Annotated in this window: 17 protein-coding genes; 11 read left to right on the forward strand and 6 right to left on the reverse strand. The window is 72.7% G+C overall.

What is annotated here, in order from left to right; all coding sequences use genetic code 11:
* The 3 genes from AC1MIR_RS15355 to AC1MIR_RS15365 form a co-directional block, all read left to right on the forward strand.
* The coding region (locus tag AC1MIR_RS15355; protein ID WP_480029062.1) for a penicillin acylase family protein at positions 1 to 922 on the forward strand (922 nt) is incomplete at its 5' end.
* Positions 922 to 2,418, forward strand: coding sequence for a GH3 family acyl-acid amido synthetase (locus tag AC1MIR_RS15360; RefSeq protein ID WP_480029063.1), 1,497 nt, complete (start codon positions 922 to 924; stop codon positions 2,416 to 2,418). The genes AC1MIR_RS15355 and AC1MIR_RS15360, both read left to right, overlap by 1 nt.
* Positions 2,419 to 2,435: 17 nt before the next feature.
* Positions 2,436 to 3,401: an MBL fold metallo-hydrolase gene (locus tag AC1MIR_RS15365; protein ID WP_480029064.1), complete on the forward strand. Its 966-nt coding sequence runs from the start codon at positions 2,436 to 2,438 to the stop codon at positions 3,399 to 3,401.
* 20 nt (positions 3,402 to 3,421) lie between these two features.
* On the opposite strand, the gene AC1MIR_RS15370 is transcribed toward AC1MIR_RS15365, so the two are convergent.
* Positions 3,422 to 4,489, reverse strand: coding sequence for a Fe(3+) ABC transporter substrate-binding protein (locus AC1MIR_RS15370; protein ID WP_480029065.1), 1,068 nt, complete (start codon positions 4,487 to 4,489; stop codon positions 3,422 to 3,424).
* A 154-nt stretch (positions 4,490 to 4,643) separates the two neighbouring features.
* Here AC1MIR_RS15370 and glsA point away from each other — a divergent pair, with 154 nt between their 5' ends.
* Positions 4,644 to 5,630 carry a glutaminase A gene (glsA, locus tag AC1MIR_RS15375; RefSeq protein WP_480029066.1) on the forward strand — a complete coding sequence of 329 codons (987 nt, stop codon included), beginning with the start codon at positions 4,644 to 4,646 and terminating at the stop codon, positions 5,628 to 5,630.
* Positions 5,631 to 5,634: 4 nt separating this feature from the next.
* Here glsA and AC1MIR_RS15380 read toward each other — a convergent pair whose 3' ends face one another.
* Together AC1MIR_RS15380 and AC1MIR_RS15385 are read right to left on the reverse strand one after the other, a co-directional pair.
* A complete protein-coding gene (locus AC1MIR_RS15380; protein WP_480029067.1) occupies positions 5,635 to 6,417 on the reverse strand; it encodes an HpcH/HpaI aldolase family protein in 783 nt (260 codons plus the stop codon).
* 50 nt (positions 6,418 to 6,467) lie between these two features.
* The gene (locus AC1MIR_RS15385; RefSeq protein ID WP_480029068.1) at positions 6,468 to 7,064 is read right to left on the reverse strand and encodes a hypothetical protein; all 597 of its coding nucleotides are present in this window, start codon (positions 7,062 to 7,064) and stop codon (positions 6,468 to 6,470) included.
* 198 nt (positions 7,065 to 7,262) lie between these two features.
* Between AC1MIR_RS15385 and AC1MIR_RS15390 the strand changes: the two genes are divergently transcribed.
* Positions 7,263 to 7,784, forward strand: coding sequence for a DUF1269 domain-containing protein (locus tag AC1MIR_RS15390; protein WP_480029069.1), 522 nt, complete (start codon positions 7,263 to 7,265; stop codon positions 7,782 to 7,784).
* A gap of 17 nt (positions 7,785 to 7,801) precedes the next feature.
* Here AC1MIR_RS15390 and AC1MIR_RS15395 read toward each other — a convergent pair whose 3' ends face one another.
* Both AC1MIR_RS15395 and AC1MIR_RS15400 read right to left on the reverse strand, forming a co-directional pair.
* Positions 7,802 to 9,406: a cisplatin damage response ATP-dependent DNA ligase gene (locus AC1MIR_RS15395; RefSeq protein ID WP_480029070.1), complete on the reverse strand. Its 1,605-nt coding sequence runs from the start codon at positions 9,404 to 9,406 to the stop codon at positions 7,802 to 7,804.
* The gene (locus AC1MIR_RS15400; RefSeq protein ID WP_480029071.1) at positions 9,403 to 10,467 is read right to left on the reverse strand and encodes a ligase-associated DNA damage response exonuclease; all 1,065 of its coding nucleotides are present in this window, start codon (positions 10,465 to 10,467) and stop codon (positions 9,403 to 9,405) included. Before AC1MIR_RS15400 ends, AC1MIR_RS15395 begins: the two co-directional genes overlap by 4 nt.
* A 142-nt stretch (positions 10,468 to 10,609) precedes the next feature.
* Between AC1MIR_RS15400 and AC1MIR_RS15405 the strand changes: the two genes are divergently transcribed.
* From AC1MIR_RS15405 to pdeM, 3 genes are read left to right on the forward strand one after another with little or no spacing between them, the layout of a single operon-like run.
* Complete coding sequence (locus tag AC1MIR_RS15405) at positions 10,610 to 11,794, forward strand: glycosyltransferase family 61 protein (protein WP_480029072.1); 1,185 nt, start codon at positions 10,610 to 10,612, stop codon at positions 11,792 to 11,794.
* A gap of 45 nt (positions 11,795 to 11,839) precedes the next feature.
* Complete coding sequence (locus tag AC1MIR_RS15410) at positions 11,840 to 14,401, forward strand: ligase-associated DNA damage response DEXH box helicase (RefSeq protein ID WP_480029073.1); 2,562 nt, start codon at positions 11,840 to 11,842, stop codon at positions 14,399 to 14,401.
* The gene (gene pdeM, locus AC1MIR_RS15415; protein WP_480029074.1) at positions 14,398 to 15,090 is read left to right on the forward strand and encodes a ligase-associated DNA damage response endonuclease PdeM; all 693 of its coding nucleotides are present in this window, start codon (positions 14,398 to 14,400) and stop codon (positions 15,088 to 15,090) included. The genes AC1MIR_RS15410 and pdeM overlap by 4 nt, the downstream gene beginning before the upstream one ends.
* Positions 15,091 to 15,126: 36 nt before the next feature.
* On the opposite strand, the gene AC1MIR_RS15420 is transcribed toward pdeM, so the two are convergent.
* The gene (locus tag AC1MIR_RS15420; protein ID WP_480029075.1) at positions 15,127 to 15,723 is read right to left on the reverse strand and encodes a fasciclin domain-containing protein; all 597 of its coding nucleotides are present in this window, start codon (positions 15,721 to 15,723) and stop codon (positions 15,127 to 15,129) included.
* 143 nt (positions 15,724 to 15,866) lie between these two features.
* On the opposite strand from AC1MIR_RS15420, the gene AC1MIR_RS15425 reads away from it, so the two are divergent.
* From AC1MIR_RS15425 to AC1MIR_RS15435, 3 genes are read left to right on the forward strand one after another with little or no spacing between them, the layout of a single operon-like run.
* Entirely contained in the window at positions 15,867 to 16,445 is a 579-nt protein-coding gene (locus AC1MIR_RS15425; protein ID WP_480029076.1) for a deoxyribodipyrimidine photo-lyase, read from the forward strand.
* Positions 16,442 to 16,825 carry a flagellar biosynthesis regulator FlaF gene (locus AC1MIR_RS15430; protein WP_480029077.1) on the forward strand — a complete coding sequence of 128 codons (384 nt, stop codon included), beginning with the start codon at positions 16,442 to 16,444 and terminating at the stop codon, positions 16,823 to 16,825. The genes AC1MIR_RS15425 and AC1MIR_RS15430 overlap by 4 nt, the downstream gene beginning before the upstream one ends.
* 1 nt (position 16,826) lies before the next feature.
* Positions 16,827 to 17,591: a DUF1217 domain-containing protein gene (locus AC1MIR_RS15435; protein WP_480029078.1), complete on the forward strand. Its 765-nt coding sequence runs from the start codon at positions 16,827 to 16,829 to the stop codon at positions 17,589 to 17,591.
* Positions 17,592 to 17,646 lie beyond the last annotated feature (55 nt).

Consider the following 17,646-nt stretch of genomic DNA (forward strand, 5'->3'; position numbering starts at 1 on the left):
CCGCGGCCGGGCCGGCCCGGGGGGGCGGGGGGGGGGGCTCGCCCCGGCCACCCCCGGGCGGGGCGGGGGGGCGGGGCGGGGCGCGCCGCCGCTCGGCTTCTTCTTCTCCGACGACGACCGCGTGCTGCGGCTGGAGCAGCTTCTCGCCGCGACGCCGCGCCACACGCCCGAGAGCATGGCCGCGCTCCAGCGCGACATCCGCTCGCCGCGCGCGGCGCAGCTCTCCGCCGCGCTGAACGCCCGCCTCGCGGCGCTGCCCGGCGGCCATCCCGCACCACGCCTGGCCGGCGCGCTGGAGGGCTGGCAGGGCGACTACGCGGCCGACAGCCGCGCGCCGGTGGCCTTCGAGGCGCTGCTGCGCCATCTCGTTCCCGCACTGGTGCCGGAAAGCCGGCGCGACGCCACGGGCAATCCGCGCGGCGCCGCGACGCAGTGGAACTTTCTCACCGCCTTCCTGCTGCGCGACCTGGATGCGCTCGATCCCGCGCGGCGGGACGCCGTGTTGCGCCAAGCGGCGCTCGCCGCGCAGGCCGATCACGACCGGCTCGGCAGCTGGGGCGAATTGCACCGGCTGCGCGCATCGCATTGGCTGGTGAACCTGCCGGTGCTCGGCCGCTTCTTCGTCTACGACACCTATCCCACCGGCGGCTCGCGCGAGACGCCGATGAAGACCAGCCACGGCCTGATCGGCGACGCGCCGCGGCCAGCCACCTTCGGCTCCATGGCGCGCCATGTCAGCGACATGGCCGATCCCGACGCCAACTGGTTCACGCTCTGGGGCGGGCAGGATGGCTGGATCGGCTCGGCCGCCTTCATGGACCAGGTGCCGCTCTGGCGCGAGGGCCGCAGCATCCGCGTGCCGCTGCGCGCGGAGACCGTCGCGACGGAGTTCCCGCGCGTCACTCGGCTCGCCCCGCGCTGATGCTGGACGGCACGCCGCTGCTGCGCCCCTTCGCCCGCGCGCGGGCCGCGCGGATGCTGGCGCTCGATCCTGCCGCCGCGCAGCAGGCCGTGCTGCTCCGCCTGCTGCGCGCGGCGCGGGAGACGCGCTTCGGCCGCGCGCATGGCTTCGCGGCGATCCGCTCCGTCGCCGACTTCCAGTCCCGCGTGCCGCTCCGCCGCTACGAGAATTTCTGGAAGGATTGGTGGCAGCCGGCCTTCCCCATGCTGCGCGACGTCACCTGGCCGGGGCTCGTTCCCTATCTCGCGCTGTCCTCCGGCACGACCTCCGGCACCACGAAATACGTCCCCGTCACCCGTGCGCAGATGGCGGCGAATCGCGGCGCGGCCTTCGACACGCTCGCCTGGCACCTGCACGCGCATCCCCGCGCGCGCCCCTTCGCGGGCCTCACCTTCCTGCTCGGCGGCTCCACCGCGCTGCAGCAACTGGCACCCGGCGTGCGCGCCGGCGATCTCTCCGGCATCGCCGCGCATGAGGTGCCCTGGCTGCTGCGCGGCCGCGCCTGGCCCCCGGAGAACCTGGCACTCATCCCCGACTGGGACACGAAGCTCGCCGCGCTGGTCGAGCGCGTGCCGCGGGAGGCGGTGCGCGTGCTGACCGGCACGCCCTCCTGGCTGCTGATGCTGCTGCATCGGATGGCACCGGATGGCGCGCCGCCCTTTCCGGATCTCGAGCTGCTGATCCATGGCGGCGTGGCCTGGGCGCCCTATCGCGACCGCATCGCACCCTTCCTGCCGCCGGGCTGCTCCACCCGCGAGGTCTATCCCGCCAGCGAGGGTTTCTGCGCCATCCAGGACCGTGGCGAGGGCGAGGGGATGCGCCTCGTGCTGGATCGCGGCTGCTTCTTCGAGTTCGTGCCGGTCGAGGAACTCGACGCGCCGACGCCCACGCGCCACTGGGCCGCCACGGTCGAGACGGGCGTGGACTATGCCGTGGTCGTCTCCAGCAATGCCGGCCTCTTCGCCTACATCCTCGGCGACGTGGTGCGCTTCCTGGAGCGCGCGCCGCCGCGCCTGCTCGTGACGGGCCGCACCGCCTGGATGCTCTCCACCTTCGGCGAGCATGTGACCGGGGAGGAACTGGCGGCGGCGCTGCAAAAGACCGGCATCGCAATCGGCGAATGGTGTTGCGGCCCGGAATTCGTGGGCGAACTCGGCCGTCACCGCCTGATCCTGGAGACCGAGGCGGCGCTGGACGCCGCCGCGCTGGCGCGGCGCCTGGATGCCGCGCTCGCCGCCGACAACGACGACTACGCCGCGCACCGGAAGGGCGGGCAGATGCTGCCGCCGGCGGTCGACCTGGTGCCGCCAGGCCGCTTCGAGGCCTGGATGCGCGCGCAGGGCAAGCTCGGCGGGCAGCACAAGGTGCCGCGGGTGATCGCCGATCCCGCGCGCTTCGCCGCGGCGGCCTCGGCATTGACCTTGGGCGGCGAGACCGCACCTTCTTCGACGAACTGACCTGAGAGGAGAGACGGATGCTCACGCGACGATCGGCGCTCGGCGCCGGGCTGGCCCTGCTGGGCGCGAACGCCATGCCGGCCCATGCCGGAGCGCCCATGCGCGGTGGCCAGGTGGCGGGCTGGTACCGCTTCCGGCTCGGCGCCTTCGAATGCACGGTGATCTCGGACGGCGCGATCAACCTCGCGCCGCCCCACCCGACCTTCGGCGGCAGTGTCGCGACGGAGGCCGAGGTCACCGCGGCCCTCCGGGCCGCCTTCCTGCCGACCGATCGGCTGCCGACCTTCGTGAACTGCCTGGTCGTCAACACCGGGCGGGAGCTGGTGCTGCTCGATGCCGGCGTCGGTCCCAAGCCGGCCTTCGGCCCGGGCACCGGCCGCCTGCCGCAATCGCTCGCCGCCGCGGGCATCGCGCCCGCGGAGGTGGACGTGGTCGCCTTCACCCATGCGCATGCCGACCACAGCTGGGGCATCGCCGATGCTGCCGGCGCCGATGTCTTCCCCAATGCGCGGTTCCTCATGACCGACGCCGACATCGCGTTCTGGACCGCCGAGGCGAACCTGTCGCTGCCGGAGCCGCTGCGCACCCTGGTCGCGGGCACGCGCGAGGTGGTGCTGCCGCGCCGCGCGCGCTTCGCGACGCTGGCGCCGGCCGGCGAGGTGGTGCCCGGCATCCGCGCCGTGGCGACACATGGCCACACCCTCGGCCATGTCAGCTTCCACGTCGAAAGCGAAGGCCAGCGCCTGCTGGTGATAGGCGATGTCGCCAACCATTCCGTGCTGGCGCTGCAGCGCCCGGACTGGCCCTTCGGCTTCGACGCCGATCCCGCCATGGCGGCCGCCACGCGGCGGCGCGTGCTCGACATGGCCGCAACCGAGCGGCTGCAGGTGCTCGGCTATCACTTCCCCTGGCCCGGCCTCGGCCATGTCGAGGCCCGCGGCCAGGGCTTTTCGTTCGCTCCCTCGCCCTGGAACTGGGGCTGAGGACGGAGCCCGCCTCCGGCTCAGCGCCAGCCGGCGCGCTGCATGATGCGGAGTGCCTCCGGGCTCAGCTCCGCCATGCGGGCGGCGTTCAGCGGATCCTGGCGGAAACTGCCGAGGCTGCGCAGGAAGGCATGCGGCTGCGCATCGGCGACCACCGGGTATTCCATGTTGCCATCCGCGAAGATGGCCTGGGCCGGCGGCGAGGAGAGGTATTCCAGGAAGGCCTGCGCCGCCTCCCTGTTCGGTGCGGTCCGCACCACGCCCGCGCCCGAGATGTTCACATGCGTGCCGCGGTCGCCCTGGTTCGGAAACAGCACCGCCATGCGATCCGCGATGGCCCGGTCCTCGGCGCGCGCCGAGCGGTGCAGCAGGCCGAGATAATAGGTGTTGGAGATGGCAAGCCGCCCCTGCCCGGCTGCGACGGCTCGGATCTGGTCGCTGTCGCCGCCCTGCGGCGGGCGGGAGAGGTTCGCCACGATCCCCCGCGCCCAGGCCTCCGTGGCCTCCGGCCCGTCCGCGGCCAGCATGCTCGCGGTCCAGCCGATCGAGTAGATGTTGGAGGAAGAGCGCGTGGAGACCATGCCGCGGAAATCCGGCTTCGCCAGGTCCTCGTAGCGGGCGAGGCCGGCGGGCAGGCCCTTCGCCTTGTCGTACATCACCACGCGCGCGCGCACGGAAAAGCCGAACCAGGCGCCCTCCGGGTCGCGAAGATGGGCCGGGATGCGCGAATCCAGGGCGGCTGAGCGGATCGGCAGCAGCACCCCGGCATCCTTCGCCCGCGCAAGGCGGCCCGCATCCACCGTGATCAGGACATCGGCCGGGCTGTTCGCGCCTTCGGCACGGATCCGCTCCAGCAGCTGGTCCACATTCGCCTCGATCAGCCGGACGCGCACGCCGGACTGGCGGGTGAAGCCGTCATAGAGCTCGCGGTCGGTGTCGTAGTGACGGGAGGAATAGATCGCGAGCGTGCGGTCCTGCGCGCGGGCGAGCCTGGGCAGGAACAGGCCGGCGCCGGCGGCGCCCAGCAGCGCGCGGCGGCCGAGGGCGGTCCGATGCGAGCCGGTCGGGGCGGTGTTGGTCCGGGTCATGGCGGTCTCCTGAAGGCTGTGCCGGAGACTTATCGCAAATGAGAACCGTTCGCAAGAAGGGCGGGCGCGTTTGTGACGGATTGCGTTGCCCGGCTTCGCTCGGCTAGGCAGAGGAAAGGGAGAAACGCGCACGGTTCCAGACAGGGAAACCGCGATGCGCATGCCTGACCGCCACCCCGCCCAGACCCAGCTTCAGCACATGCTGGCGCAGACCCATGCCCGGCTCCGTCCGGTGCTGGACGGCGCGGTGGCGAACTACATCCCGGCCCTCGCCGCCATGCCGCCCGATCTCTTCGGGCTCGCCGTCGCCACCAACGAGGGCGGGGTCGAGGAGGTCGGCGACACCAGCCATCCCTTCACCATCCAATCGGTCTCGAAGCCCTACAGCTACGCGCTGGCGCTCGACCTGCTGGGGCGGGAAGCGGTGCGCCGCGCGGTCGGCGTGCAGCCGATGGCGGAGGCGTTCAACGCCCTGGTGCTGGACCCGGCGCGCAGCCGGCCCTTCAACCCTATGGTGAATGCCGGCGCGATCGCGGTCGCGGGGCTGCTCGGCGACGCGCTAGGCGCCCAGGCCTTCCCGACCCTGCAGGACCGCCTCTCGCGCGCCGCCGGGCGGCGCCTCGTGCTCGATGAGGCGGTGTATCATTCGGAAGCCGCCACGGGGCACCGGAACCGGGCCCTGTCGCATCTGCTGCACGGCGCGGGCGTGTTCGGCGTGGCGGCGGAGGAGGCGGTGGACATCTATTTCCGCCAATGCGCGCTCTCCGTCACCGCGCGCGACCTGGCGCTGATGGGCGCGACGCTCGCCAATGTCGGCACCAACCCGGTCACCGGGGCCGAGGTGTTCGGGGTGGAGGCGGTGCGGGACACGCTCTCCGTCATGTTCACCTGCGGCCTCTATGACGGCGCCGGCGACTGGGCCTGCCGCGTCGGCGTGCCGGCGAAGAGCGGCGTCGGCGGCGGCCTTGTCGCGGTGGTCAATCGCCAGCTCGGCATCGGCGTGTTCAGCCCGCGGCTCGATCCTGCGGGCAACCCGCTCCGCGGCCTGCTGGCGTGCGAGGCGCTGGCCGAGGAGCTCGGCCTGCACCTGTTCGAGCCGAGCAACCCGGGTTCCACCCTGCTGCGCGCGCTGGCCGGCTGAGCCGCTACCCGAGGCCGCGCAGGAATTTCGCCCGCGCCGTCGCGCCGGCCATCAGGAAGGCGTGGTCGGAGCCCGAGAGGATGAAGCGCGCGCCCAAGCGGATGTATTCGGGCGCGACCGTCTCGTCATAGACGCCGCCCATGCCCATCACCTTGCCATGCTTCGCGCAGGCGGCGGCGACCGTCTCATAGGCCCGGCGCACATCGGGGTGGCCGAACTGGCCAGCGATGCCCATCGTGGCCGTCAGGTCGGAGGTGCCGATCAGCAGCACATCCACCCCCGGCACGGCGGCGATGGCGTCGGCATTCGCGACCGATTCGGGCGTCTCGACCATGCAGACGACCAGGATCTCGGCATTGAGCTCGGCCTGTGCCTTCGCCGGGTCCACCGCGGCCAGCCCATAGGCGAAGGGCGGCCCGCCCCAGCTGCGCATCCCCGTGGGCGGGAAGCGATAGGCCTGCACCACCGCCCGCGCTTCCTCCGGCGTGTCCACATGCGGCACCACCACGCCCATCGCGCCGTTGTCGAGGCAGCGCGTGCCCTCGGACAGCGCATCCTTGCAGACGCGCACGATCGGCGTGACGCCCTGGCTCAGCGCTGCGATGGAGATGCGCGTGGCGTCGTCCACGCTCATCGCGCCGTGTTCCATGTCGATGAACAGCCAGTCGAAGCCGCTGGCCGCCGCGATCATGCCGACCGCGCTGCCGCGCAGGTTGTGCACCCCGAAGCCGAGCGCGAGCCCGCCCTCGGCGAGACGCTTGCGAACCTGGTTCGGGACGATGGGCATGGCGCGCTTCCTCTATGGCGCCGGGAGGGCACCACCGCGAAGCGCGCGGGTCAATGCGCCGGGCGAAGGCGGCGATAGTAGAGGACGGCGCCGCCGACCAGCACCACCAGGCTCAGCCCGACCAGCAGCAGCACGACATTCTCGTCGAGCCAGGCGATCACCGGGATCGCCAGCGCCAGCAGCACGCCGGTGGCGCAGATCGCCGCCGACCAGGCATGCACCCCGGCGACGAAGGTTCCCATCGCCAGCAGGCTGAGCAGCATCAGGCCGACGGCGTTGTCGTTCAGCACGCCGCGGACCTCGGGCGTCAGGACCACGTACATGGCGACAAGGAAGGCCAGCCAGTGCAGCGCCTGCGTCACCACCAGCCGGGTGCGCATCCGGTCGGCGGTGGCGCGGGCCCAGCCATGCCAGAGGCAGGCCGCGAAATAGGCCGGCACGAGGGCGATCCAAACCCAGAACACGCCGCCGCCGGGCTGGTCCGCCGCGGGCCGCGCCAGGCTGGTAAAGGCGATGCCGAGCAGCGCCGCGGCCACCATCGCCAGATGCACCAGCGCGGTGCGTCGCCAGTTGGGCGTGGCCGGCTCGGCCGCTTGTGGCGGCACGGGCGCGGCCGGCCGCTGCGTCTCTGCCACGCCCTCGCTCATGGCCACCTGCCTCCAAAGCCTTGCCCCGGCCCAGCCGAGGGCCGCGCAAGCCTAATGCGCGGCGCCGCGCGACGCCAACCACGCGCCGCCGCGAAACCGACGCTCCGCACAATTTGGTCAGGCACGGCCCTGCGCCTCGGCCGACGACCGTGCTTTGCTGCCGCCGGCCGCGCCCCCGCGCGGCGAGAGGAGGCACACATGGCAGACCTTGTGGTGATCAGTTTCCCGACCGAGAAGCAGGCCGAGGACATGCGCAGCAAGCTCATCGGCCTGCAGCGCGAGTACCTTATCGAGCTCGGCGACGCGGTGGTCGCGGTCAAGCAGCCGAATGGCGAGGTGAAGCTCAACCAGCTCTTCAGCCCGACGCTCGCCGGCGCGGCAGGCGGCACGCTCTGGGGCACGCTGATCGGGCTGATCTTCCTGATGCCGCTCGCCGGCGCCGCGATCGGCGCCGCCTCGGGCGCGCTCAGCGGCAAGCTCACCGATGTCGGCATCAACGACCAGTTCATGAAGGACGTGGCGAAGGAACTGCATGCCGGCAACGCCGCGCTGTTCCTGCTGATCCGCAAGGTCACGGCCGACAAGGTCCTGCCGGCGCTGGAAGGCTCGGGCGGCACGCTGATGCGCAGCTCCTTCGACGAGACGAAGGAGGCGAAGATCCGCGAGGCGCTGGCGGGCGCGCACGCCGCCATCGCGGCAGCCGGCCCGAAACCGGCCTGAATCGCCGTCGCGGGGGGCTAGTCCTCCGCCGCGCCGACGATCATTCGCTCCAGCGTGTCGAGCCGGTCGGCCTCCGCCGCCGGCTTGTCGCGCCGGATGCGGGCGATGCGCGGGAAGCGCAGCGCGACGCCGGATTTGTGGCGGCCGCTGCGCTGCGCCGCGTCGAACTCCACCTCCATCACCAGCGCCTTCTCCACTTCCCGCACGGGACCGAAGCGCTGGGTGGTGTTGTTGCGGATCCAGCGGTCGAGCCAGAGCAGCTCCTGGTCGGTGTAGCCGGAATAGGCCTTGCCGACCGGCACCAGCTCCTCGCCGCCCTGCCCGTCCGGCCGCCACAGGCCGAAGGTGTAGTCCGAGTAGTAGCTGCTGCGCTTGCCGTGACCGCGCTGGGCGTACATCAGCACCGCATCCACGCTGAGCGGCGCGCGCTTCCACTTCCACCACAACCCCTTCACGCGCCCGGCGACATAGGCGCTGTCGGCGCGCTTGATCATCAGCCCCTCGATCGCCGCCTCCCGCGCGCCGGCCCGGATCTTCTCGAGTTGCGGCACGCTGTCGAAGGGCACCATCGCCGAGAGGTCCATGCGCGCCGGGCGCGTACGCGCGAACCAGTCCTCCAGCCGCGCGCGCCGCGCATCGAAGGGCAACGCACGCAGATCCTCATCGCCCTCGAACAGCATGTCGTAGAGCCGCACGGCGACCGGGTGCTGCGCCATCATGCGCGGCGTGACGAGCTTGCGGTTCAGCCGCTGCTGCAGGTCGGAGAAGGGCGCGACCTCTCCGTCGCGCATCACCAGCAGCTCGCCATCCACCACGGCGCGAAAATCCATCGCCTCGACGATCTCGGGGAAGCTGCCCGAGATGTCCTCCGCGCCGCGCGACCAGATGCGCTGGCCTCCCGCGGTCGCCGAGAGCTGCACGCGGATGCCGTCCCATTTCCACTCCGCGCGATGCGTCGCGGGGTCGAGCGTGCCGAGATCCGCTTCCTCCAGCGGATGCGCCAGCATCAGCGGTCGGAACACCGGCGCGTCGCGCGGATCGGGCCGCGGCCCCTGCCCTTCCAGCCAGGCGAAGAGCGGGCGGTAGGGCGGCTCCAGCCCGTGCCAGACCTCCTCGATCGCATCCACTTCCTGCCCCGACCAGTCGGCGAGCGCGGTCTTGGCGAGGCGGGCGGAGACGCCGACGCGAAGCCCGCCGGTGACGAGCTTGATCAGCGCGAAGCGCCCATTGGCGTCGAGCGTGTCGAGCCAGCCCGCGATCATCGCCGGAAGCGCGGCCTTGGGCGTCACCTCCATGCATTCGACCACCTCGGCGAGGCCCGGCGGCGGCGCATTCACGCCCTCCCGCTGCGGCCAGATCAGCGCGACGGTCTCGGCGAAATCGCCGACATAGTCGTGGCTGAGCGCCAGCAGCGTCGGGTCGGTGCGCTCGGCGACCAGCTCGCGCACCAGCGCGGGCTTTGCCGCGCGGAGCGTCAGTTCGCCGGTCAGCGCGGCGAGCCCGATGCCCCGATCCGGGTCGGGTTGCCCCGAAAAATACTGACGCAGCAGGGCGAGCTTGGCGTTGCGGCCCGGCGTGAAGACCAGCCGTTCGAGCAGCGCCGCGAAGGCTGGCAGGCTCATGCGCCGTCCGCCGGGGCAGGCGCGGCCTCGGGCTCCTCGTCCTCCTCGCCGCGTCCGACCAGGTGCAGCGCACGCCCGCGCACGCCGCGCTGCGCCAGCGCATGGCACAGCGCATCCTCCCGCCCATGCGTCACCCAGATCTCGGGCGCCTGCACCTCCTCCGCCGTCTGCAGCAGTTCCGCCCAGTCGGCGTGGTCGGAGACGATGAGCGGCAGTTCCACGCCCTTCGCCTTGGCCCGCTGCCGCACCCGCATCCAGCCGGAGGCGGCGCAGACCACCGGCTCGGCCAGGCGCCGCACCCAGGGTGTCGCCTCGGCGCCCGAAGGCGCCAGCACGATCTCGCCCGCGAGCTGGCCGCCGGCGCCGCGCTTGCGCTCCATCGGCACGGGCCGCAGGTCGCCGAGCGTCACGCCCAGCTCCTCATACAGCGCGCAGAGCGCCATCAGCCCGCCATGCAGCCAGATCGGCCGGTCCCAGCCGGCCTCCCGCAGCAGCCGGATCAGCCGCTGGCACTTGCCGAGCGCATAGACGCCGATCAGATGCGCGCGGTCCGGGAACAGCCGCACGCTCTCCAGCAGCCTTGCGACCTCCTGCTCGGCGGGGGGATGGCGGAACACCGGCAGGGCGAAGGTCGCCTCCGTGACGAAGACGTCGCAGGGCACCGGCTCGAAGGCCGCGCAGCTCGGGTCGCGCCGGCGCTTGTAGTCGCCGGAGACAACGATGCGGCTGCCCTGCCATTCCAGCACCACCTGGGCCGAGCCCAGCACATGCCCGGCCGGCACCAGCCGGATGCCGACGCCGTTGCGCGTGATGCCCTCGCCCGGCGCCAGGGCCTGCTGCACGCGCCCGGCGCGATCGGCGCCCATGCGCGCGCGCATGATCGCCAGCGTCTCCGGCGTGGCCAGAACCGCGCCGTGGTCGGGGCGGGCATGGTCGGAATGGCCGTGCGTGATCACGGCCCGCGGCACGGCCCGCGGCGGGTCCACGAAGAAGTCGCCCGGCTCGCAGTAGAGGCCCTGCGGCGTCACGCGCATCCAGCTGGCGGGGTGGGGGGCTGTCATCTCGGCTCGCCGGGACGATGTGGGGCGCGGGCATGGCGCATCAACCGCGCTCGGCTTCCCGCGGGCCGGCGGCGCTGGTAAGCCGAGCCCGTGATATATCGAGGCGGCATGATCGCGCGGCAGAGGCGGGCTCGCTCCACGCATGACTGACGGAGCTGCCACCGCCCTGCGCGGCCTCCCGGTGGAAGCGGTCGTTCCCGGCCTGCAGCCGGCCGCCCCGAACCTGCCGCGCGGCCCCTTCCCCCTGGTGGATCTGCGCCGCCGCGCGGAGGAGCACCCGCCCTTCTCCGGCGCGGCCGCCTTCGCCGCCGACAGCCGCTTCATGGCGCAGCAATACGCCGCCCCGGTGCCGCTGAAGCCCGACCCCCTGCTGCGCGCCGGCGACGCCACGCTCAATGGCGGCGCCATCTGGGCAGGTGGCGCGCTGGTGCCCGGCTCGGTCCACCACAACCGCTTCGGGACGATGCGCGAAGCGGAACCGCCCTTCGACCTGCTGCGCGCCCGGGGCAAGCTGCCGCGCCTGCCGGGCGCGACCGCCCTGATCCACACCCCCGGCTTCCGCAACTACTTCCACTGGATGACGGAATCCCTGCCGCGGCTGGAGGCGCTGGCGGCCTATCGCCGCCTTGGCCTCGGCCCGCTGGATCGCATTGTCATCGGCCAGCCGGCGCCACAGCCCTTCGTGATGGATTCGATCGCCCGCTTCTTCCCGGACCTCCTGCCCCTGGTGCAGCCCATGGAGAAGCCCCGCTTCGACATGGACCAGGCCCTCTTCTTCCTGGACTGGCGCGGCGTCGGCCAGACCTTCACGCGCATCAAGCCGACCACCGCCGTGTTCCTGGAGCGCATCGCGGCCGAGGTCGCGGCGATGCCGCGCGGGCCCGGGCGCGCCCTGCTGATCTCCCGCCGGGACGTGGACAACCGCTGCCTCGTGAACGAGGACGCGCTGCTGGAGGCCTTCGCGCCGCTCGGCCTGGAAGCCGTGCGCTTCACCGGCATGAAGGTGGAGGAGCAGATGCGCCTGATGGCGGAGGCGCGGCTGGTCGTCGGCGTGCATGGCGCCGGCCTGACCAACGCCATCTTCTGCCGCCCCGGCACGGCCATGCTGGAGATCACCAGCACCCAATATATCCGCCGCTCCCGCAGCTATGCCGACATCGCGATGTTCCGCGACTTCCCCTATGCGATCGCCGTCGTGGACCAGGTGGGCGAGTCCTGGGTGGTGGCGAACAACCGCGGCAACGACCTCGAGATCGCGCCGGACGCGCTGCCCGAATTGCGCCGCCTGGCCGAGACGCTGCTCGACCGCGCGGCGACGGCGGGCTGACCCGCCCTTCCCGGCTGGCGAAAGCGGCGCCATATTCGCCGCCGCATGGGAACATTGCCGGAACCTTTTGCCGGCTGGTTCGCCGGGCGCGGCTGGGCGCCGCGGCCGCACCAGCTTGCGCTGCTCGATGCCGCCCGGCGCGGCGAAAGCGCGCTGCTGATCGCGCCGACCGGCGGCGGCAAGACGCTTGCCGGCTTCCTGCCGAGCCTGGTGGACCTGCACGCCCGGCCCCGACCAGGACTGCACACCCTCTATGTCTCGCCGCTGAAGGCGCTCGCGGTGGACATCGCGCGCAACCTGATGACGCCGGTCGAGCAGATGGGGCTCGGCCTGCGCATCGAGACGCGCACCGGGGACACGCCTGCCAATCGCCGCGCCCGCCAGCGCCAGGACCCGCCGCAGATCCTGCTGACCACGCCGGAATCCCTCGCCCTGCTGCTGACGCTCGAGGATGCGCCGGAGCTCTTCGCCGGCCTCGGCGCCGTGGTGGTGGACGAGATCCATGCGCTGGCGGGGACCAAGCGCGGCGACCAGCTGGCCCTCGGCCTTGCGCGGCTGGCGACGCTGGCGCCGGGCATGCGGCGCGTCGGGCTTTCCGCCACCGTCGCGCATCCCGATCCGCTGCGCGGCTATCTCTCGCCCACCGCGCGCGCGGATGACGTGGCGCTGGTGGTCGGCGCGGGCGGCGCGGAGCCGCAGATCGACCTGCTGCTGCCGGAAGGCCGCCTGCCCTGGGGCGGCGAGATGGGCCTTGCCACCATGCCGGAGGTCTATCGGCGCATCCGCGAGGCCGGCGTCACCATCGTCTTCGTCAACACGCGCGCGCAGGCGGAGCTATGCTTCCAGGCGCTGTGGCGGCTCAACGACGACAACCTGCCGATCGGCCTCCATCATGGCAGCCTGACGGTCGAGCAGCGGCGCAAGGTGGAAGCCGCGATGGCGGCAGGGAAGCTGCGCGCGGTGGTCGCCACCGCCTCGCTCGACCTCGGCATCGACTGGGGCGCGGTGGACCAGGTGGTGCAGGTGGGCGCGCCGAAGGGCGTCGCGCGCCTGCTGCAGCGCATCGGCCGCGCCAACCACCGGATGGACGAGCCCTCCCGCGCCGTGCTCGTCCCCGCCAACCGCTTCGAGGTGGTGGAGTGCATCGCCGCGCGCCAGGCGATCCGCGCGCAGGAGCTGGACGGCGACCCGCCCCGCCCCGGCGGCCTCGACGTCCTCTGCCAGCATATATTGGCCGTTGCCGTGGCGGGGCCGTTCGTCCCCGATGACCTCTTCGCCGAAGTCAGGCGCGCAGCGCCCTATGCGATGCTGACGCGCGAAAACTTCGACGATGCGCTGCGCTTCGTCGAGGATGGCGGCTACGCGCTCCGCAACTACGACCGCTTCCGCCGCCTGTTCCGCGATTCCGAGGGCCGCGTGCATGTCCGCTCCAACGCGGTCGCGCGGCAGCTTCGCATGAACCTCGGCACCATCGTGGACCTGCCCATGCTGAAGGTGCGGCTGCGCGGCGGCGCCGTTCTCGGCGAGGTCGAGGAATGGTTCGTCTCCTCCCTCACGCCCGGCGACGCCTTCATCTTCGCGGGCCAGCTGCTGCGCTTCGAAGGGCTGGACGGGCTCGTCGCGCTCTGCACGCGCGCGAGCGGCGGGGAGCCGCGCGTGCCGGTCTATGGCGGCAGCCGCATGCCGCTTTCCACCTGGCTGGCCGCGCGGGTGCGCAGCATCCTGGCCGATCCGAAGGCGTGGAAGCACCTGCCGCAGCCGGTGCAGGAATGGCTGCGCCTGCAGCGCCACGTCTCGGTGGTACCGCCGAAGGACGGGCTGCTGGTGGAGACCTTCCCCCGCGGCGGCAAGTTTTTTCTTCTCGCCTATGGCTTCGAGGGGAAGCTGGCGCACCAGACGCTGGGGATGCTGGTGACGAAGCGCATGGAGCGGCTGGGCATGGGGCCGCTCGGCTACCTCGCGACCGACTACGTGCTGGCCTGCTGGTCCGCCTTCGAGCCCACCGGCGTCGAGCGCCTCTTCGAGGAGGACCTGCTCGGCGAGGAGCTGGAGGAATGGATGGCCGATTCCTCCATGCTCCGCCGCAGCTTCCGGAACATCGCCATCGTTGCGGGCCTGATCGAGAAGAATCATCCGAACCAGGAAAGATCGCGCCGGCAGATGACGATGTCGGCCGACCTCATCTACGACGTGCTGCGCAAGCACGAGCCGCAGCACATCCTGCTGCGCGCCACCCGCCAGGAAGCCGCGACGGGCCTCACCGACGTCGCGCGCATCGGGCTGGTGCTGGAACGCGCGCGGCGCGGCGGCATCGTGCATCGCGCGCTCGATCGCGTCTCGCCGCTGGCCGTGCCATCGCTGATCGAGAAGGGCCGCGAATGGGTTTCGGGCGGCGCCGAGGATGCGCTGCTCGCCGAGGCCGCGGCGATGGTCGAGGAGGTCACCGGCGGTGCCGAGCTGTTCAGCGAGACGCTGGCCGAGCTCACCGACCACATCCCCGCCCGCGGCGACCGCGACCGTGTCCGCCGCCCGCGCGACCGCGCGCGCGACACGCGCCGCCGACTGCCCTGGAAAGCCCCGAAAGGCCTGGCCACGCCCACCTCATGATCGCAGCCCCGATCCACCTCGCCGGCGAGCGGCTGATGCTCGATCCCGCCGGCCATGTCGCCTGGCCTGCCCAGCAACTTCTGGCGGTGTCCGACCTGCATCTCGAGAAGGGCAGCCATTTCGCCGCGCGCGGCGCGATGCTGCCGCCCTACGACACGAAGGAGACGCTGGAGCGGCTCGGCCTCGCACTGCGGCGCTGGCGGCCGCAGCGGTTGGTCCTGCTCGGCGACAGCTTTCATGACGCGGCGGGCTGCACGCGCCTGTCGCCAGGCGACGCCGCACTGCTGCTGCGCCTGCTGTCGGGGCTCGAGGTGGTCTGGGTGCTGGGCAACCACGATCCGGCTCCGCCGGTCGGGCTGCCGGGCGTCGCGGTGGCGGAATGGCGGCTGGAGCGGCTGGTCTTCCGCCATGTCGCGCAGCCCGGCGCCACCGGGGAGCTTTCCGGCCATTTCCACCCGAAGGCGACGATGCCGACGCGGGCCGGCGGCGTGACGCGCCCCTGTTTCGTCGCGGATGCGAGGCGCCTGCTGCTGCCGGCCTTCGGCGCCTATACCGGCGGGCTCGACATCGCCGATCCGGCGATCGCCCGCCTGTTCCCGCGCGGCGGCCGCGCCTTCCTGCTCGGCAGCGGCCGCCTGTTCAGCTTCCCGACCGGCCCGCTGCGGCATGCGGCAGGCGCGATGGCCTGACGGCGTCGCCGCCACCAGGCCATCCGCGGTGTCCACTTACGGCCAGATGATCTGGCTGATCGGGTAGATCACGCCGTTGCTCGCGCGCACCGGGCTGCCGACGAGCTGGGCCGGCGCGGCCGCCTGCATCCCCGCCGCGCCGAAGGCGCCCAGCTGCGTGCCCGGTGCGGGATTCCGGATCGTGAGGCTGTCGCCCGAGCCGGAGATCTGCAGGTCGCCGCCGTTCAGCGTCTGCACGCGACGGTCGCTGCCGCTCAGCTGCGCCGGGGCGAAGTCGCCGGCGATGACGTGGTTGCGGATCAGGGCCAGGCCGCGCTCGCGCTCGGAATCGTCGCCGGTGTTGCCCGACCCGACCGTGCCGACCAGGTCCTGCAGCAGCCCGGCCGGCGCGCCGAGGAAGGCCTGGTCCACCGGCGCGAAGACCGTCATCGGCGAAGCCTGCTGGAACATGGAGGTGGCGCTCAGCCGCACGATCAGGTCGAGGAACTGCTTGAAGCGGGTGTCGGCGGCGAGCGTGTCGGCGATGGTGCGCGTCGGCTGCGATCCCTGCGCGCGGAGGACCGTGGGGGCGACCAGCGATCCGGCGGCCAGGGAGCCGAGCGTGAGAAACCCACGCCTCTGCATGGAGGTCATGTCGTCATCCTTCCTGTGGCTGGTTGCGGAGGGCGCCTCCGTCGTCGGCACCACCCGAACGCCGACCCAACGCGGCCCCGCCGATTTGGTTCAGCCGTGCCGCGGCCGCTGCCGTTCGGCGCCGGACGCCCTACATGCAGCGCATGACCGCGACCGCCCTTCTCTGGTTCCGCCACGACCTCCGCCTTGCCGACCACGCCGCGCTCACGGCCGCCTGCGCCGGCGGGCAGAGCGTACTGCCGGTCTTCGTGCTGGACGACGAGGCCGCCGGCACGCAGGCCTATGGCGGCGCCACGCGCTGGTGGCTGAAGCACAGCCTGGCGGCGCTCGGCGAAAGCCTCGCAGCCCGCGGCGCGCCGCTGCTGCTGGCCAGGGGCCGCGCCGAGACCATCCTGCCGGCGCTTGCCGCCGGCCTCGGCGCCGGGACGGTGCATGCCGGCCGCGCGGTCGAGCCCTGGGCGCGCGCGCAGTCGCGCCGGGTGCACGAGGCGCTGTGCGATGCCGGCCGCGCGCTGCAGCTGCACACCACCGTCCTGCTGCGCGAGCCGCACGGCTTCGCCTCCGGCAGCGGCAGGCCCTATGCGGTCTACACGCCCTTCGCGAAGGCGATGCTGGCCGCCGGGGGGGCCCGCCCGCCCCCGCCCCCCCCCCCCCCCCCCCCCCCCCCCCCCCCCCCCCCCCCCGCTTCTCCTCGCGCCAGGGAAAGCGCCGCCGCCGCATGATGCACGCACGCTACGCCGCCCAGCAGAACGCCGCCGCGAACCCGCGCGAGATCGAGCTGCGCGCCTTCCGCTACGTGAACGGCCTGCTCGCCGGCGCGACGGATGTTCCCTCGCGCGTCGCGGCGCTGCACAAGGCGCATCGGCTGTGGTCGCTGCTGATCGCGGATCTCGCGCAGCCCGGCAATGCGCTGCCGCCCGATCTGAAGGGCCGGCTCATCTCGCTCGGCCTCTGGGCACAGCGCGAAGTGGATGCGCGCATGAGCGACGAGGCAGGGCTCGATGCGCTGATCGCGCTCCATCGCGACATGATCGCGGGGCTGGAGGCGCAGCAGGCGGCCGCCGCCGCGACACCCCTTCCCTTCGTCGCCGGCGCCGCCTGAGATGCTCGCGGGCATCGGCGGCCTCAACGCGCTGTCGGTGGCGGAGCGCCAGGGTGCGGCGCTGCAGGACCGCTTCGCCGCGCGCCGCGACGTGGCCGCCGACATGGCCCGCTTCCGCGAACGCGCGCCGCAGATCGCCGATGCCGGGGCGCTGCTTAAGGACCGCCGCACCCTCACGGTCGTGCTGGAGGCCTTCCAGCTCGAATCCGAGATCGACAAGCGCGCCATGCTGCGCAAGGTCCTGACCGAGGATCCCGCCGCGGAGGGCAGCCTGGTGAGCCGGCTGACCGATCCGCGCTGGAAGCAACTCGCCCAGGCCTTCGCCGGCCGCACCACCGCGCCGCTGGCCGATGGCGCGCTGGTGGAACGCATCGTCAGCGGCGCACTCACCAATCGCTACGAGAAGGCGATGGGCGACGCCAATCCCGGCCTGCGGGAGGCGCTCTACTTCAAGCGCATGGCCGGCAACGCCTCTACCATTTCCCAGCTCATGGCGGACCGCGCGCTGGCGACGGTCGCGCGCGGCGCGCTCGGCCTGCCGGAGCAGTTCGGCCTGCTGAGCTTCGAGCAGCAGCGCGACCTGCTGACGCGGCGGCTCGACGTCGCGGACCTCAAGGACCCGAAGGCGGTGTCGCGCATGGCGCAGCGCTATGTCGCGCAGCTTTCGACGACGCAGGCGGCCGCGCCGATGGCGAGCCTGCTCGACGGCTCGGGCCGCGCGAACGGCATCGCGACGCTGGCGTTGGGGCTGCGCCGCAGCGTTTGAACGATCAACGGCCGGGCTAACGCGCGCCGGGGAGCGCGGGGGGCGGCCCGGGCGC

The sequence above is a fragment of the Falsiroseomonas sp. RANM36 genome (assembly GCF_056682175.1).

Excerpts from the sequence above, each read along its gene's own strand:
- AC1MIR_RS15360 (WP_480029063.1), top strand. The coding sequence starts at position 922 with ATGCTGGACGGCACGCCGCTGCTGCGCCCCTTCGCCCGCGCGCGGGCC.
- AC1MIR_RS15365 (WP_480029064.1), top strand. The coding sequence starts at position 2,436 with ATGCTCACGCGACGATCGGCGCTCGGCGCCGGGCTGGCCCTGCTGGGC.
- AC1MIR_RS15370 (WP_480029065.1), bottom strand. The coding sequence starts at position 4,489 with ATGACCCGGACCAACACCGCCCCGACCGGCTCGCATCGGACCGCCCTC.
- glsA (WP_480029066.1), top strand. The coding sequence starts at position 4,644 with ATGCGCATGCCTGACCGCCACCCCGCCCAGACCCAGCTTCAGCACATG.
- AC1MIR_RS15380 (WP_480029067.1), bottom strand. The coding sequence starts at position 6,417 with ATGCCCATCGTCCCGAACCAGGTTCGCAAGCGTCTCGCCGAGGGCGGG.
- AC1MIR_RS15385 (WP_480029068.1), bottom strand. The coding sequence starts at position 7,064 with ATGAGCGAGGGCGTGGCAGAGACGCAGCGGCCGGCCGCGCCCGTGCCG.
- AC1MIR_RS15390 (WP_480029069.1), top strand. The coding sequence starts at position 7,263 with ATGGCAGACCTTGTGGTGATCAGTTTCCCGACCGAGAAGCAGGCCGAG.
- AC1MIR_RS15395 (WP_480029070.1), bottom strand. The coding sequence starts at position 9,406 with ATGAGCCTGCCAGCCTTCGCGGCGCTGCTCGAACGGCTGGTCTTCACG.
- AC1MIR_RS15400 (WP_480029071.1), bottom strand. The coding sequence starts at position 10,467 with ATGACAGCCCCCCACCCCGCCAGCTGGATGCGCGTGACGCCGCAGGGC.
- AC1MIR_RS15405 (WP_480029072.1), top strand. The coding sequence starts at position 10,610 with ATGACTGACGGAGCTGCCACCGCCCTGCGCGGCCTCCCGGTGGAAGCG.
- AC1MIR_RS15410 (WP_480029073.1), top strand. The coding sequence starts at position 11,840 with ATGGGAACATTGCCGGAACCTTTTGCCGGCTGGTTCGCCGGGCGCGGC.
- pdeM (WP_480029074.1), top strand. The coding sequence starts at position 14,398 with ATGATCGCAGCCCCGATCCACCTCGCCGGCGAGCGGCTGATGCTCGAT.
- AC1MIR_RS15420 (WP_480029075.1), bottom strand. The coding sequence starts at position 15,723 with ATGACCTCCATGCAGAGGCGTGGGTTTCTCACGCTCGGCTCCCTGGCC.
- AC1MIR_RS15425 (WP_480029076.1), top strand. The coding sequence starts at position 15,867 with ATGACCGCGACCGCCCTTCTCTGGTTCCGCCACGACCTCCGCCTTGCC.
- AC1MIR_RS15430 (WP_480029077.1), top strand. The coding sequence starts at position 16,442 with ATGATGCACGCACGCTACGCCGCCCAGCAGAACGCCGCCGCGAACCCG.
- AC1MIR_RS15435 (WP_480029078.1), top strand. The coding sequence starts at position 16,827 with ATGCTCGCGGGCATCGGCGGCCTCAACGCGCTGTCGGTGGCGGAGCGC.